At 60.9% G+C, this 15,219-nt stretch carries 11 protein-coding genes; all 11 read left to right on the top strand.

What is annotated here, in order from left to right; translation table 11 throughout:
* Positions 1-40: 40 nt before the first annotated feature.
* The 11 genes from alg8 (at position 41) to ACS4NR_RS26680 (ending at position 15,211) form a co-directional block, all read left to right on the top strand.
* Positions 41-1,522, top strand: coding sequence for a mannuronan synthase (gene alg8, locus ACS4NR_RS26730; RefSeq protein ID WP_177440034.1), 1,482 nt, complete (start codon positions 41-43; stop codon positions 1,520-1,522).
* A gap of 35 nt (positions 1,523-1,557) precedes the next feature.
* Positions 1,558-2,727: an alginate biosynthesis protein Alg44 gene (locus ACS4NR_RS26725; RefSeq protein WP_095139589.1), complete on the top strand. Its 1,170-nt coding sequence runs from the start codon at positions 1,558-1,560 to the stop codon at positions 2,725-2,727.
* A gap of 15 nt (positions 2,728-2,742) precedes the next feature.
* The gene (gene algK, locus ACS4NR_RS26720) at positions 2,743-4,248 is read left to right on the top strand and encodes an alginate biosynthesis TPR repeat lipoprotein AlgK (RefSeq protein ID WP_456018749.1); all 1,506 of its coding nucleotides are present in this window, start codon (positions 2,743-2,745) and stop codon (positions 4,246-4,248) included.
* The gene (locus tag ACS4NR_RS26715) at positions 4,245-5,726 is read left to right on the top strand and encodes an alginate export family protein (protein ID WP_456018748.1); all 1,482 of its coding nucleotides are present in this window, start codon (positions 4,245-4,247) and stop codon (positions 5,724-5,726) included. The genes algK and ACS4NR_RS26715 overlap by 4 nt, the downstream gene beginning before the upstream one ends.
* Before the next feature lie 26 nt (positions 5,727-5,752).
* Positions 5,753-7,324, top strand: coding sequence for a mannuronan 5-epimerase AlgG (gene algG / locus ACS4NR_RS26710; protein WP_095139598.1), 1,572 nt, complete (start codon positions 5,753-5,755; stop codon positions 7,322-7,324).
* Between the two features lie 10 nt (positions 7,325-7,334).
* Positions 7,335-8,795: an alginate O-acetyltransferase gene (locus tag ACS4NR_RS26705; RefSeq protein ID WP_456018747.1), complete on the top strand. Its 1,461-nt coding sequence runs from the start codon at positions 7,335-7,337 to the stop codon at positions 8,793-8,795.
* A gap of 8 nt (positions 8,796-8,803) precedes the next feature.
* Positions 8,804-9,928 (top strand): mannuronate-specific alginate lyase, encoded by a 1,125-nt coding sequence (locus ACS4NR_RS26700; RefSeq protein ID WP_095139585.1) that lies wholly within the window; start codon positions 8,804-8,806, stop codon positions 9,926-9,928.
* Positions 9,929-10,122: 194 nt separating this feature from the next.
* Positions 10,123-11,688 (top strand): MBOAT family O-acyltransferase, encoded by a 1,566-nt coding sequence (locus tag ACS4NR_RS26695; RefSeq protein ID WP_166496238.1) that lies wholly within the window; start codon positions 10,123-10,125, stop codon positions 11,686-11,688.
* A gap of 10 nt (positions 11,689-11,698) precedes the next feature.
* Positions 11,699-12,871 carry an alginate O-acetyltransferase gene (locus tag ACS4NR_RS26690; RefSeq protein WP_095139582.1) on the top strand — a complete coding sequence of 391 codons (1,173 nt, stop codon included), beginning with the start codon at positions 11,699-11,701 and terminating at the stop codon, positions 12,869-12,871.
* 15 nt (positions 12,872-12,886) lie between these two features.
* Positions 12,887-13,543, top strand: a complete 657-nt coding sequence (locus ACS4NR_RS26685) for an alginate O-acetyltransferase AlgF (RefSeq protein WP_007914291.1) — start codon at positions 12,887-12,889, stop codon at positions 13,541-13,543.
* Positions 13,544-13,759: 216 nt separating this feature from the next.
* Positions 13,760-15,211 carry a mannose-1-phosphate guanylyltransferase/mannose-6-phosphate isomerase gene (locus ACS4NR_RS26680; RefSeq protein WP_095139581.1) on the top strand — a complete coding sequence of 484 codons (1,452 nt, stop codon included), beginning with the start codon at positions 13,760-13,762 and terminating at the stop codon, positions 15,209-15,211.
* Positions 15,212-15,219 lie beyond the last annotated feature (8 nt).

Raw genomic sequence — 15,219 nt, 5'->3', positions numbered from 1 at the left:
AGCTTGCAGCTCGAAGCCTCTCTTACCTTGGATGACGTCGATGACCAAGCTCAAACATTTCTTTCTGCAATCCGCCGGCTGGCTGTTGTTTCTGAGCCTGCTATTGGGCCTGGCCTTGATGCTGCCCGCGTCCACGTTCGACTCCGAGTCGAAGGACTTTATTTTCCTGATTGGCGCCGTGGGTATCTGGCGCTACTCGATGGGTGCAACGCACTTTGTGCGCGGCATGATTTTTCTCTACATCGTTTACCCGCACCTGCGCCGCAAAGTGCGCAAGCTGGGTAAAGCGGCGGACCCGTCGCATGTGTTTCTGATGGTCACCAGTTTCCGTATCGACGCGCTGACCACCGCGCAGGTCTACAGCTCGGTGATCCGCGAAGCCATCGACTGCGACCTGCCGACCACCGTGGTCTGCTCGATCGTCGAAATGTCCGATGAGCTGCTGGTGAAAGCGCTGTGGGCGCGGATGAATCCGCCAGACCGGGTGAAGCTCGACTTCGTGCGCATTCCCGGCACCGGCAAACGCGATGGCCTGGCTTATGGTTTCCGCGCGATCTCCCGTCACCTGCCGGACGACCGTGCCGTGGTGGCCGTGATCGACGGCGACACCGTGCTCGGCGAAGGCACCGTGCGCAAGACCGTGCCGTGGTTCCAGCTGTTCGGCAATGTCGGCGGGCTGACCACTAACGAGTTCTGCGAAGTGCGCGGCGGCTACATCATGAGCGAATGGCACAAGCTGCGTTTCGCCCAGCGTCACATCAACATGTGCTCGATGGCCCTGTCCAAGCGCGTGCTGACCATGACCGGGCGCATGTCGGTGTTCCGCGCCACGGTGGTGACCGATCCGGAATTCATCGCCGACGTCGAAAGCGACTCGCTGCAACACTGGCGCCTGGGCCGTTTCAAGTTTCTCACCGGCGACGACAAGTCGAGCTGGTTCAGCCTGATGCGCCTGGGTTACGACACCTTCTACGTGCCGGACGCCGCGATCAACACCGTTGAGCATCCGCCGGAAAAGAGCTTCATCAAGGCCAGCCGCAAACTGATGTTCCGCTGGTACGGCAACAACCTGCGCCAGAACTCGCGAGCGCTGGGCCTGGGTGTAAAACGCCTCGGCGCCTTCACCTCGGTGGTGCTGTTCGATCAGCGCGTATCGATGTGGACCTCGCTGCTGGGTCTGACCGTGGCCCTCATCGCCAGCTTCAAGTACGGCGGCGCGTTCATCCTCGCCTACCTGCTGTGGATCGGTATCACCCGCCTGATTCTGACCCTGTTGCTGTCGTGCTCCGGTCACCGGATCGGCCCGGCCTATCCCGTGATTCTGTATTACAACCAGATCGTCGGTGCGCTGGTGAAGATCTACGTGTTCTTCCGCCTCGACCAACAATCCTGGACGCGCCAACCCACTTCCCTGACCCGTGATCTCGCCAGCTTTCAACGTTGGTTCAACACCTGGTCGTCTCGGACCATGACCTTCTCCGCCGGCAGCATTTTCGTCGCCGTGCTGCTGATGATGGTCTGACCCGCCCCTATTGAATTAACAAGGAAATCGCCCCTATGAATACCGCCGTCAACGCCAACGTAGTGCATGAATCCGAAGCCCAGCGTCAGCACGCCCGAGTGAAAATCCCGGCCAAACTGCGTTTCTTCGGCCCCGACCGGACGCCGGTCGAAGCGCGGGTCCTCGACCTGTCCGCCGGTGGTCTGGCGTTCAACGCCGGGCAACTGCCGCTGACCATCGGCGAGGTGTACAAGGCACGTCTGCAATTCGTCATCGACAACCTCGGCCTGGCCATGGACGTCGAACTGCAAGTGCGCTCCTACGACCGCCAGAGCGGCCGCGCCGGTTGCCAGTTCCAGAATCTGGAACCGCAGGACATCTCGACCTTGCGTCACCTGATCACTTCGCACCTGGCCGGCGACATCGTCAGCATGGGTGAAGTGCTGGCGACCCTGCAGCGCGACAACTTCACCAAGGCGCGCAAGGTCAAGGACGGCGGCAGCGGCATGACCCCGTTCGGGCGTCTGAAAGCCGTGACCTTCAGCGCCGGTATTTTCGCCATCGGTCTGGTCGCGTTCGGTTTCGTGTTCAAGTCGGTGTACGGCATGTACTTCGTCAGCCATGCGCAGGCAGGTCTGGTCAGCGTGCCGGGAATGAACATCACCATGCCGCGTGACGGCACCGTGCAGAGTCTGGTCAAGTCCGACGGCGTAGCGGCCAAAGGCGCCCCGCTGGCGACCTTCAGCACCAGCATGCTCGATGTGCTCAAGGGCCATCTGGAAGAAGATCAACTGTCACCGGCCAAGGTGGAAGAACTGTTCGGCAAGCAAATGACCGGCACCCTGACCTCGCCGTGCGATTGCACTGTGGCCCAGCAACTGGTGGCTGACGGTCAGTACGCGAGCAAGGGCGACGTGATCTTCACCCTGGTACCGCGCAATACACAGGCCACCGTCGATGCACGCTTCTCCTATCGCCAGTTCGGCGACGTGCGCCCGGGTACGCCCGTGAGCTTCCAGATCGCCGGCGAAGACAAGACCCGCACCGGCAAGATCGTCAGCAGCACCAGCCTGAAGAGCGCCGACCTGTCCTCCGACATCCGCGTGCAGATCCAGCCGGACGAGCCGCTGGACAGCAGCTTCGCCGGGCGCCCGGTGGAAGTGAACAGCGACCGTGGCCCGAACCTGAACTGGCTGATCGACAAAGCCATGGCTGCCGGTCTTTAAGTCGAGGACATGCCTGTGACGATTCCTACTCTTTTGAACACGCCGCAGCCCTTGTGGGAGCGGGCTTGCTCGCGAATGCGGTTCAACATTCAAAATCAGTGTGGGCTGACACACCGCCTTCGCGAGCAAGCCCGCTCCCACATGGGTCCGCTGTGTGCAGTTGCACTGGCGGTAAGTCTGGCCGGTTGCGCCGGCCTGCCCGACCAGCGTCTGGCCAACGAAGCGCTCAAGCGGGGCGACACCGCCACTGCCGCGCAGAACTACCGCGCACTGGCTGATCTGGGTTACAGCGAGGCGCAAGTTGGCCTCGCCGATATCCAGGTCGACAGCCGCGACCCCGAGCAGATCAAACAGGCCGAAGCGACCTACCGTGCCGCCGCCAGTGTTTCGCCGCGCGCTCAGGCCCGTCTCGGTCGCCTGCTGGTGGCCAAACCGGGTTCCACCGAGGCCGAGCACCACGAAGCCGAAAGCCTGCTGAAAAAAGCCGCCGCCAATGGCGAAGGCAATACGTTGATCCCGCTGGCGATGCTGTACCTGCAATACCCGCACAGCTTCCCGAATATCAACGCACAGCAGCAAATCGATCAGTGGCGCAAATCCGGCTACCCGGAAGCGGGTCTGGCGCAGGTGCTGCTGTATCGCACCCAGGGCACTTACGACCAGCATCTGGATGACGTGGAAAAGATCTGCAAAGCCGCGCTCAACACCACCGACATCTGCTACGTCGAACTGGCCACGGTCTATCAGAAACGTTCCCAGCCAGAGCAACAGGCCGAGCTGATCAAGCAGATGCAGGCCGGTTACAGCCGTGGCACGGTCAGCGCGCAGCGCGTCGATTCGGTGGCCCGCGTGCTGGCCGATTCGACCCTGGGCAAGACCGACGAGAAGACCGCGCAGTCGCTGCTCGAACCGATCGCCCCGGGCTACCCGGCGTCGTGGGTGACCCTCGCGCAGCTGCTCTACGACTTCCCGGAACTGGGCGACGTCGATCAGATGATGAAGTACCTGGACAACGGCCGCGCCGCCGACCAGCCGCGCGCCGAACTGTTGCTGGGCAAGCTCTACTACGAAGGCAAACTGGTGCCGGCCGACGCCAAAGTCGCTGAAGAACACTTCCAGAAAGCCGTCGGCCGCGAAGTCGCCGCCGACTACTACCTCGGCCAGATCTATCGCCGTGGTTACCTGGGCAAGGTCTATCCGCAGAAGGCTCTCGACCACTTGCTGACCGCCGCGCGCAACGGCCAGAACAGCGCCGATTTCGCCATTGCCCAACTGTTTTCCCAAGGCAAGGGCACCAGGCCCGACCCGCTCAACGCCTACGTATTCAGCCAATTGGCCAAGGCGCAGAACACTCCGCAAGCCGATGAACTGGCGACCACCCTGGCAGCGCAATTGCCGCCCGATCGTCTGGCCGAAGCCCAGCGCCTGCTGCAACAGGAACAGGCCAGCCGTGGCGCCCTGAACCAGAACACGCTGCAACTGCACGCCCTGCAAGAAGAAGACGGCGAGGAATCCCTATGAAGTTGAATCCCTTTGTGAAGGCCGGCATTGGCCTCACGTTCGCGCTGATCTGGTCTTGCCCGACACTGGCCGCGATGACTGAAACCAAGAACTTCGGCCTGGAAGTGAAGATCACCGGCCAGTCCGAAGACGACCGCGACCTCGGCACCGCCAGCGGCGGCGACGTCAACGGTGTGGGCCTGGACTTGCGTCCGTGGGTCTACGGCGAAAGCGGCGCGTGGAGTGCCTACGCCATGGGCCAGGCCGTGACGTCGACCGACATCATCGAAACCGACACCCTGCAGCAGTCCGACGGTGAACAAACCACCGACAACAGCGACCGCAAAACCAAGAAGAATTATCTGGCGATGCGCGAATTCTGGGTCGGTTACAGCGGCCTGACGCCTTACCCTGGCGAGATGCTCAAGTTCGGTCGCCAGCGTCTGCGCAATGACGACGGCCAATGGCGCGACACCAACATCGAAGCGCTGAACTGGACCTTCGACACCACCCTGTTGCGCGCCAACGTCGGTGTCGCCGAACGCTTCAGCGAATACCGCACCGACCTCAAAGAGCTGGCACCAAAAGACAAGGATCGCCTGCACGCCTACGCCGATGCCGCCTACCAGTGGACACCCGGCAACTGGGTCGGCATTCGTGGTCATCACACTCACGACGACGGCAAACTGGATTATCCAGAACCGGGCGTCGCCGGTGATTTGCTGGACAAAAAAGAGAACGGCGACATCAGCTGGCTCGGCCTGACGGCGGACAGCGACGCCTACAACTGGCGCAACACCAACACCGTCAACTACTGGGGCAGCATCACCGGCATGAGCGGCGACCGCGACACGGTCAACGCGCTGAACGCCGATGGCTCGCGCCCGGCACAAGCCAAGCGCAGCGATGATGTGAATGGCTGGGCCACCGACATTGGTGTGCGTCTGCGCCTCGATCCGCAATGGCAGGTCGGCGCCGCGTATGCCCGCGCCAGCGCCGATTACGAACAGACCGGTCTGGAAAGCAACCGCTCCAACTACACCGGTACCCGTTCGCGTGTGCATCGTTTCGGCGAAGCCTTCCGCGGCGAAATGAACAATATGCAGACCGCCACCCTGTTCGGTTCGTGGATGCTCAACGATCAGTACGACGCCAGCGTGATCTACCACAAGTTCTGGCGCGTGGACGGCAACAAGCCAGTGGGCAGCAACGGCATCAACGCCGTGGAAAACAACACCGACGACGTCACTGGCGCGATCCTCTCCAGCACCTCGCTGCCGCTGCAAGATGGCAACAAGGACCTGGGTCAGGAAATGGATCTGGTGGTGACCAAGTACTTCAAGCAAGGCCTGTTGCCGGCGGCGTTGAGCCAGTCGATCGACGAGCCTTCGGCACTGGTGCGCTTCCGTGGCGGTGTGTTCAAGCCGGGCGATGCCTATGGCAGCCAGGTTGATTCGTACATGCACCGCGCGTTCATCGACGTGATCTGGCGCTTCTGATGCAAACCGCCAAGGGAGTGCCCGACATGCACCATGCAAGGAAAGGCTCGCTCAGCCTGTTGGCCGGCGCCATGCTGCTGGCCTCCGCTGGCGCGTTCGCCACGGTGGAACCGGCCAAGCCGGTGACCACCGCCAAAGAGCTGCAACAAGCCAAGACCTACACCGTCAGCAGCGCGCCGACCGAGGCGCTGAACCTGGCCGCGCCGAAACTGCCGGACATTTCTGGCTACACCGCCGAGGCTGCTGCGGCGAAGATCGTCCGCAGCAAAGCAGGCAAAGTCAGCGTGCGCCGGATGATGCAGGAAGACGCCCTGAAGGACTTCATCGGCGGCGACAACAAGATGGCCGAATGGGTGGTGCGTCAGCACGGCATCCCGCAGGCGATCTTCGTCGACGACGGTTACATGAACCTCAAGGATCTGGCGCAAAAGCTGCCCAAGCAATACTTCAGCGAAACCTCGCCGGGCGTGTACCTGGCGAAGTTGCCGATCGTTGTGGGCCGCAAAGGCATCCTCGAAATCGACGGCCAGACCCAAGAGCTGCGCCTGTCGCAAGAGGCCGGTTCGTTCCTGGTCAACGACGGTCAGTTGTTTGTGCGTGACACCAAAGTCACCGGCTGGCGCGAGAAGGAAAACGGCCCGGCAACCTTCCGTTCGCCGAAGGAATTCCGTCCGTTCCTGCTGGCCTGGGGCGGCACCGAGACCTACATCGTCAACAGCAAGATGGCCAGCTTCGGCTATGCCAACAGTAAGTCGTACGGGGTGAGTATTTCCCAGTATACGCCAAACATGGCCAAGGTGCTCAAGCGTCCCGAGCCGACCGGCTGGATCGTCGGCTCCGAGTTCTCCGACATGTGGTACGGCTTCTACTGCTACGAGACCCGCGACTTCGTAGTCAAGGGCAACACCTACAAGGACAACATCGTCTACGGCATCGACCCGCACGACCGTTCCCACGGTCTGATCATTGCCGAGAACACTGTGTACGGCACGAAGAAGAAGCACGGGATCATCATTTCCCGTGAGGTCAACGACAGCTTCATCTTCAACAACAAGAGCTACGACAACCACCTCTCGGGCCTGGTGATCGACCGTAACAGCGTCAACAACATCATTGCCTACAACGAGATCTACAAGAACCACACGGACGGCATCACTCTTTACGAGTCCGCCGACAACCTGCTGTGGGGCAACAAAGTCATCAGCAACAAGCGCCACGGCATCCGCATTCGTAACAGCGTGAACATCCGCCTCTACGAAAACGTTGCCATGGCCAACGGCCTGACCGGCGTCTATGGGCACATCAAAGACCTGACCGACACCGACCGTGACATCAAGCTCGACCCGTTCGATGCCCAGGTGTCGCTGATCGTGGTTGGCGGTGAACTGGCGGCCAACGGCAGTGGCCCGCTGTCGATCGATTCGCCGTTGAGCGTCGAGCTGTACCGCGTATCGATGCTGGCGCCGACCAAATCCAGCGGCATCAGCTTCAACGGCATCCTTGGCGAGCGCCAGGATGAAATTCTCGACTTGCTGGTGCGCCAGCAGAAAGCCGTGCTGATCGACCCTGTCGAACGCCAGACCGAAATGCAGGACTGAGGATAATTTTATGCACCCACACTTGATCAAATTACTCAGCCTGTCGGCCCTGACCGTGGGCATTCTGGCGGCCAGCAATGGTACTCGCGCCGATGCAGCGGCGGGCGCCACCCCGCCAAAATTCAGCGCCGAACCGTGCTGCAACCTGTGCCCTGAAGCACACGACGCGAAGAACTACACCACGCGTTATCAGCAGAACTTCACCACGCTGGTGCAGGCGCAGGGTGACTGGCTGTTCCGTACCCAGGAAGACCTGCGCACCGAGTTCAACACCACCCCGGCCGGCTACAAACGTCTGCAACAGCTGCACGATGCGTTCAAAGCCAAAGGCGTTGAGCTGGTGATCGTTTACCAGCCGACCCGTGGCCTGGTGAACCGCAACAAGCTCAACCCGCAGGAAAAAGCCGCGTTCGATTACGAGAAAGCGCTGGGCAACTACAAAACCATGCTCGGCCGTTTCGCCAAGATGGGTTATGTGGTGCCGGACCTGTCGCCGCTGACCAACGAATCGCTGCCGGACACCCTGCCCGCCCACGATTTCTACTTCCGTGGCGACCAGCACTGGACCCCATACGGCGCTCAGCGCACGGCGAAAATTGTCGCCGAGAAGGTCAAGCAGATCCCGGCCTTCGCCGATATTCCCAAGCGTGAATTCGAAACCAAACGCACCGGACGCATGGGCAAGACCGGCACCCTGCACAACATGGCCGGGCAACTGTGCGGCACCAGTTACGCGATCCAGTACATGGACCAGTTCACCACCGAGCCGAAAGGCGAAGCCGGTGACGGCGACCTGTTCGGTGATTCCGGTAACCCGCAAATCACCCTCGTCGGTACCTCGCACAGCGGCAAGAACTACAACTTCGCCGGCTTCCTCGAAGAGGCAATCGGTGCAGACATTCTCAACGTCGCCTTCCCTGGCGGCGGTCTCGAAGGTTCGATGCTGCAGTACCTGGGTAGCGACGAATTCCAGAAGACCCCGCCGAAGATTCTGATCTGGGAATTCTCGCCGCTGTACCGCCTCGACCAGGAAACCATCTATCGCCAGATGATGTCCCTTCTCGACAACGGCTGCGAAGGCAAGGACGCGCAAATGTCCGCCAGCACCACGCTCAAGCCTGGCGGCAAACAGGAACTGCTGGTCAACAGCAAAAACCTGAACCTGCAGAACAGCAGCCATCAGGTCGACATCCGCTTCGCCGACCCCTCGGTGAAAACCCTGCAAGCCACCCTCTGGTACATGAACGGTCGCCACGAGGACATCAAGATCGAGAAACCGGAAACCTCCGACACCGACGGTCGTTTCGCCTTTGAGCTGCGCACGGACGAAGACTGGGCCTCGCAAAATCTGCTGGCAGTCGAAGTCCAGGGCCCGGAAGCGGGTACCGCGCCGCAAAAAGTCGAAGCGAAAATCTGCAAACGCAACGTATTCCCGGGCGCTGGGCCACAAACCGCTCAGCTCGGGCAATGAGGTCTGCTATGCGAAATCGAACGATCAAACACTTGCTTGCGCCATCCCTGCTGACCCTGGCGATGTTCGCCGGGGCCACTCAGGCCGCCGCACCACTGCGTCCGCCGCAGGGCTATTTCGCGCCTGTGGATAAATTCAAGAGCGGCGACAAGAGCGAAGGCTGCGACGCGATGCCGGCGCCGTACACCGGGCCGCTGCAATTTCGCAGCAAGTACGAAGGCTCGGACAAGGCCCGCGCGACGCTGAACGTGCAGTCGGAAAAAGCCTTCCGCGACACCACCAAGGACATCACCACGCTGGAGCGCGGCACCGCCAAACGGGTGATGCAGTTCATGCGCGACGGTCGTCCGGAGCAGCTCGACTGCACGCTGAACTGGCTGACCGCGTGGGCCAAGGCCGATGCGCTGATGTCGAAAGACTTCAACCACACCGGCAAGTCGATGCGCAAATGGGCGTTGGGCAGCATGGCCTCTTCGTACATCCGCCTGAAATTCTCCGACTCGCATCCGCTGGCCACGCATCAGCAAGAAGCGCAGCAGATCGAAGCGTGGTTCAGCAAGATGGCCGATCAGGTGGTCAGCGACTGGGACAACCTGCCGCTGGAAAAAACCAACAACCACTCGTACTGGGCCGCGTGGTCGGTGATGGCTACCGCCGTCGCCACCAACCGTCGCGACCTGTTCGATTGGGCGGTGAAGGAATACAAGGTCGGGGTCAATCAGGTCGACGCCGACGGCTTCCTGCCTAACGAGCTCAAGCGCCAGCAACGCGCCCTCGCCTATCACAACTACGCCCTGCCGCCACTGGCGATGATCGCCAGCTTCGCCCAGGTCAACGGTGTCGATCTGCGTCAGGAAAACAACAGCGCGCTCAAGCGTCTGGGTGACCGGGTGCTGGCCGGGGTGAAAGACCCGGATGCGTTCGAGGAAAAGAACGGCAAAAAACAGGACATGACCGACCTGAAAGAGGACATGAAATTCGCCTGGCTCGAACCGTTCTGCACCCTCTACACCTGCCCGGCGGATGTGATCGAGAAGAAGCACGGCATGCAGCCGTTCAAGACCTTCCGCCTCGGCGGCGACCTGACCAAGGTCTACGACCCGTCGCATGAGAAGGGCAACAAGGGTTCGTAAGAGTGAATGCAATCCCCTGTGGGAGCGGGCTTGCTCGCGAATGCGGTCTGACATTCAAAACTGATGTCGACTGACACACCGCCTTCGCGAGCAAGCCCGCTCCCACAGTGAAGTGATGTCGCCCCCTGAATTTTCACGGGGGGTTTGGGGGGGCTTTGGCCCTTGACTGTTGGTTCAAACATGGAGAGATCGGGATGGTATTTTCATCCAACGTGTTCCTGTTTCTGTTCTTGCCGATCTTTCTCGGCTTGTACTACCTGAGCGGGCAACGCTATCGCAACCTGCTGCTGCTGATCGCCAGCTACGTGTTCTACGCGTGGTGGCGGGTGGACTTCCTGGCGCTGTTCGCCGGCGTCACCCTGTGGAACTACTGGATCGGCCTGAAAGTCGGTGCCGCCGGCGTGCGCACCAAACCGGCACAGCGCTGGCTGCTGCTCGGCGTGGCGGTCGACCTGTGCATCCTCGGCTACTTCAAGTACGCCAACTTTGGCGTGGACAGCATCAACGCAATCATGACCTCGTTCGGTCTGGAGCCGTTCATCCTGACCCATGTGCTGCTGCCGATCGGTATCTCGTTCTACATCTTCGAGTCGATCAGCTACATCATCGACGTGTATCGCGGCGACACCCCGGCCACCCGCAACCTGATCGACTTCGCAGCGTTCGTGGCGATCTTCCCGCACCTGATTGCCGGCCCGGTCCTGCGCTTCCGCGACCTCGCCGACCAGTTCAACAACCGCACGCACACCCTCGACAAGTTCTCCGAAGGTTGCACGCGGTTCATGCAGGGTTTCATCAAGAAGGTCTTCATCGCCGACACCCTCGCCGTGGTTGCCGATCATTGCTTCGCCCTGCAAAACCCGACTACCGGTGATGCCTGGCTTGGCGCGCTGGCGTACACCGCGCAGCTGTATTTCGACTTCTCCGGTTACAGCGACATGGCCATCGGTCTGGGTCTGATGATGGGTTTCCGCTTCATGGAAAACTTCAAGCAGCCATACATCAGCCAGTCGATCACCGAGTTCTGGCGCCGCTGGCACATCAGCCTGTCGACCTGGCTGCGTGACTACCTGTACATCACCCTCGGCGGTAACCGTAAAGGCACGCTGATGACCTATCGCAACCTGTTCCTGACCATGCTGCTGGGTGGTCTGTGGCACGGCGCGAACATCACTTACATCGTCTGGGGCGCCTGGCACGGCATGTGGCTGGCGATCGAAAAAATGCTCGGCCTCAACACCTCGCCACGCAGCCTCAACCCGATCCGCTGGGCGCTGACCTTCCTGCTGGTGGTGATGGGCTGGGTGATCTTCCGTGCCGAAAACCTGCACGTCGCCGGGCGCATGTACGGCGCGATGTTCAGCTTCAGCGACTGGTCGCTGTCGGAGCTCAACCGTGCCAGCCTCACCGGTCTGCAAGTGGCAACCCTGGTGGTGGCGTACGCAACCCTGGCGTTCTTCGGCCTGCGTGATCTGTACACCAACCAGCCTCCGGTGAAGAGCAAACCTGAAGTCAACGTCGAGGCCAACGGCCCTGCCACCGCGACCCCGGGAATGATCAAAGCCGCGCCTGGCGAAAACCCGGCGAACATCCATGAGCCTGGCTACACCGTCGGCGTCGAAGCCCAGGTGCAACCGGCTTACTGGACGGCGGACTGGTCGCGCTACGTGATGCGCGGGCTGATCCTGCTGCTGTTCATCGCCTCGATTCTCAAACTCTCGGCGCAAAGCTTCTCGCCGTTCCTTTACTTCCAGTTCTGAGGGATCTGACATGACCCGCTCATTACGCATCTTCTACATCGCGCTGTTTCTGGTGACCCTGCTGGTGCTCGGTCTGTGGTCGGTGCGCAGCTTCTTCGGCTTCAGCACCAACGCCGATGCAACGGTGCTCAACGGTCGCTGGACCAAAGCCGTGGAAACCCACTACGACGATCAGTTTCCGATCAAGCGTCTGGGCACCAACCTCTGGGCGGCGCTGGATTTCAAACTGTTCAACGAAGGTCGTCCGGGCGTCGTGCTCGGTCGCGATCAGTGGCTGTACAGCGACGAGGAATTCAACCCGATCGTCAACGAAGAGCTGAACCTGCAAGGCAACTACGCGCTGGTCGAAGGCGTGCGCCAGACTCTGAAAGAGAAAGGCGTGAAACTGGTGATGGCGATCGTGCCAGCCAAGGCTCGTCTGTACCCGGAGCATCTGGGTGAAGTGAAACCGGCGAGCATTCACGCCAACCTTTATCAGGACTTCCACGCCCGTGTCGCGGCAGACAAGATCCTCGCCCCGGACCTGCTCGGCCCGCTGCAACAGGCCAAGCAGAACGGTCAGCAAGTGTTCCTGCGCACCGACACCCACTGGACCCCGGAAGGCGCTGAAATCGCCGCCAACACCCTGGCGAAAACCATCGCCGACAAGTTCCCGCTCAGCGGCGAGCCGCAGCGCTTTGTCACCACGCCAGCGGAGAAGGTCACGCACAAGGGCGACCTGCGTCTGTTCCTGCCGCTGGATCCGCTGTTCGAAAACCTGATGCCGGCGCAAGAGCCGCTGCAAAAGCGCAACACCGTGGCGGCCGAGCAACCTGCCGGTGACGACGCGCTGTTCGCCAGCAGCGAAGTACCGGTCGCGCTGATCGGCACCAGCTACAGCGCCAACCCCAACTGGAACTTCGTCGGTGCGCTGAAACAAGCGCTGCACAGCGACGTCGTCAATTACGCCGAAGACGGCCACGGCCCGATCCTGCCGATGCTCAGCTACCTGAAAAGCGATGACTTCAAGAACAGCCCGCCACAGGTGCTGATCTGGGAGTTTCCTGAACGATATCTGCCTGTGAACAACGAAATCGGCGACGCCGACCCGCAGTGGGTCGCAGAGCTCAAACAAGCCGGTGCTCGCCAACAAAACGTAGCCATCAACACTAAATCCGAGACGCCCGATCGGGCGCAAAACTGAAAGAGAGGTAACACCATGACTTTCACTACTACTCCTCGTCGTCTCGCTAAAAGCTTCGCCCTGGTTGCTGGCCTCAGCGTGCTGTCCGTCCCCGCCTTTGCCGGTGGTGACGCCGCCCTGTACGGCCCGACCGCACCGAAAGGCTCGACCTTCGTGCGGGTCTACAACGCCAGCAACGCCGAAGTCAGCGCCACCGTCGGCAGCACCAATCTGAGCGACGTTGCGCCACTGGCCAGCAGCGACTTCAGCTTCATGCCAGGCGGCGACTACAGCGCCAAAGTCGGCAGCCAGACCCTGCCAGTGAAACTGGCCGGTGACCACTACTACACCCTGGTCAACAACGCGTCCGGCGCGCCGCAACTGATCGAAGAGCCGCCGTTCAAGAACAAGCAGAAATCCCTGGTGCGCGTGCAGAACCTCAGCGACAAGCCGCTGACCCTGAAGACCGCCGACGGCAAGACCGACGTGGTGCCGAACGTGGCCGCCAAGGGCCGTGGCGAACGTGAAATCAACCCGGTGAAAGTCAGCCTGGCGCTGTACGAAGGTGACAAGAAAGTCGGCGACGTGAAACCGGTCGCCCTGGAGCGTGGTGAAGCCGCAGTGCTGTACGTCACCGGTTCCGGCAGCAGCCTGTCGCCAGTCTGGGTGAAACGCCCGGTGTCGACTCGCTAATCATTTTTCCTGACTGACCCCGTCCCCACTGTGGGAGGGGGCTTGCTCCCGAAAGCGGTCTGACATTCAACCGATATGTCGACTGATAAACCGCCTTCGGGAGCAAGCCCCCTCCCACCCTTGATCGGGTTGTCAGTTCGGATACGAGACAAAAACAAGAGTGAAACGACACAACGTTCGTGCCTCTAACCAATCGATTTTTATGGAGTAAACAACATGATTCCGGTGATCTTGTCAGGTGGTAGCGGTTCACGTCTTTGGCCGCTTTCGCGTAAGCAATTCCCTAAACAATTCCTGGCCCTGACCGGTGAACACACGCTGTTCCAGCAAACCCTGGAACGCCTGGTGTTCGAAGGCATGGACACGCCGATCGTGGTCTGCAACAAGGATCACCGCTTCATCGTCAACGAGCAGTTGGCCAACCGTAACCTCGAATGCCAGCGCATCCTGATGGAACCGTTCGGCCGCAACACCGCGCCAGCCGTAGCGCTGACCGCGATGATGCTGGTCAACGAAGGGCGTGACGAACTGATGCTGGTGCTGCCGGCCGACCACGTGCTGGAAGACCAGAAAGCCCTGCAACGCGCCCTCGCCCTGGCCACCGTCGCCGCCGAAAACGGCGAAATGGTGCTGTTCGGCGTGCCGGCGACCAAGCCGGAAACCGGCTACGGCTACATCAAATCCACCGCTGATTCGCTGCTGCCGGAAGGCGTCAGCCGCGTCTCGCACTTCGTCGAAAAACCTGACGTCAAACGTGCCACCGAGTACGTTGAATCCGGCGGCTACTACTGGAACAGCGGCATGTTCCTGTTCCGCGCCAGCCGCTTCCTCGAAGAGCTGAAAAAGCACGATCCGGACATCTACGACACCTGCCTGCTGACCCTCGAGCGCAGCCAGCAGGATGCCGACACCGTCACACTGGACGAAGCTACCTTCGCCTGCTGCCCGGACAACTCCATCGACTACTCCGTCATGGAAAAAACCCAACGCGCCTGCGTGGTGCCGCTGACTGCTGGCTGGAGTGATGTCGGTTGCTGGTCGTCACTGTGGGAAGTCAACGAGAAAGACGCCAACGGCAACGTCAGCAAGGGCGACGTGGTAATCCAGGACAGCAAGAACTGCATGATCCACGGCAACGGCAAACTGGTGTCGGTGATCGGTCTGGAAAACATCGTCGTGGTCGAAACCAAAGACGCGATGATGATCGCGCACAAGGACAAGGTTCAGGGCGTCAAGCAGATGGTCAACACGCTCAACGAGCAGGGTCGCAGCGAAACCCAGAACCACTGCGAGGTTTACCGTCCGTGGGGTTCCTACGACTCGGTGGACATGGGCGGCCGCTTCCAGGTCAAGCACATCTCGGTGAAGCCGGGCGCGTGCCTGTCGCTGCAGATGCACCACCACCGCGCCGAACACTGGATCGTGGTCAGCGGCACCGCCGAAGTGACCTGCGATGACAACGTGTTCCTGCTCTGCGAGAACCAGTCGACTTACATCCCGATCGCCTCGGTACACCGCCTGCGCAACCCGGGCAAGATCCCGCTGGAAATCATCGAAGTGCAATCGGGTTCGTACCTGGGTGAAGACGATATCGAGCGCTTCGAAGATATCTACGGCCGCTCCACCCCGATCGAACGCGGCGTGTCGGTGAAAACCATCGCGCAGTGATCACCCGG

It is taken from the genome of Pseudomonas sp. JQ36 (assembly GCF_053851495.1).
This window is presented reverse-complemented; position numbering and strand designations above follow the sequence as displayed.

What these genes read in the sequence shown, in the direction of transcription:
- ACS4NR_RS26695 (WP_166496238.1), top strand. Translation starts at nt 10,123, where the DNA reads ATGGTATTTTCATCCAACGTGTTCCTGTTTCTGTTCTTGCCGATCTTT.
- ACS4NR_RS26705 (WP_456018747.1), top strand. Translation starts at nt 7,335, where the DNA reads ATGCACCCACACTTGATCAAATTACTCAGCCTGTCGGCCCTGACCGTG.
- ACS4NR_RS26680 (WP_095139581.1), top strand. Translation starts at nt 13,760, where the DNA reads ATGATTCCGGTGATCTTGTCAGGTGGTAGCGGTTCACGTCTTTGGCCG.
- ACS4NR_RS26715 (WP_456018748.1), top strand. Translation starts at nt 4,245, where the DNA reads ATGAAGTTGAATCCCTTTGTGAAGGCCGGCATTGGCCTCACGTTCGCG.
- ACS4NR_RS26690 (WP_095139582.1), top strand. Translation starts at nt 11,699, where the DNA reads ATGACCCGCTCATTACGCATCTTCTACATCGCGCTGTTTCTGGTGACC.
- alg8 (WP_177440034.1), top strand. Translation starts at nt 41, where the DNA reads ATGACCAAGCTCAAACATTTCTTTCTGCAATCCGCCGGCTGGCTGTTG.
- algG (WP_095139598.1), top strand. Translation starts at nt 5,753, where the DNA reads ATGCACCATGCAAGGAAAGGCTCGCTCAGCCTGTTGGCCGGCGCCATG.
- ACS4NR_RS26725 (WP_095139589.1), top strand. Translation starts at nt 1,558, where the DNA reads ATGAATACCGCCGTCAACGCCAACGTAGTGCATGAATCCGAAGCCCAG.
- ACS4NR_RS26685 (WP_007914291.1), top strand. Translation starts at nt 12,887, where the DNA reads ATGACTTTCACTACTACTCCTCGTCGTCTCGCTAAAAGCTTCGCCCTG.
- ACS4NR_RS26700 (WP_095139585.1), top strand. Translation starts at nt 8,804, where the DNA reads ATGCGAAATCGAACGATCAAACACTTGCTTGCGCCATCCCTGCTGACC.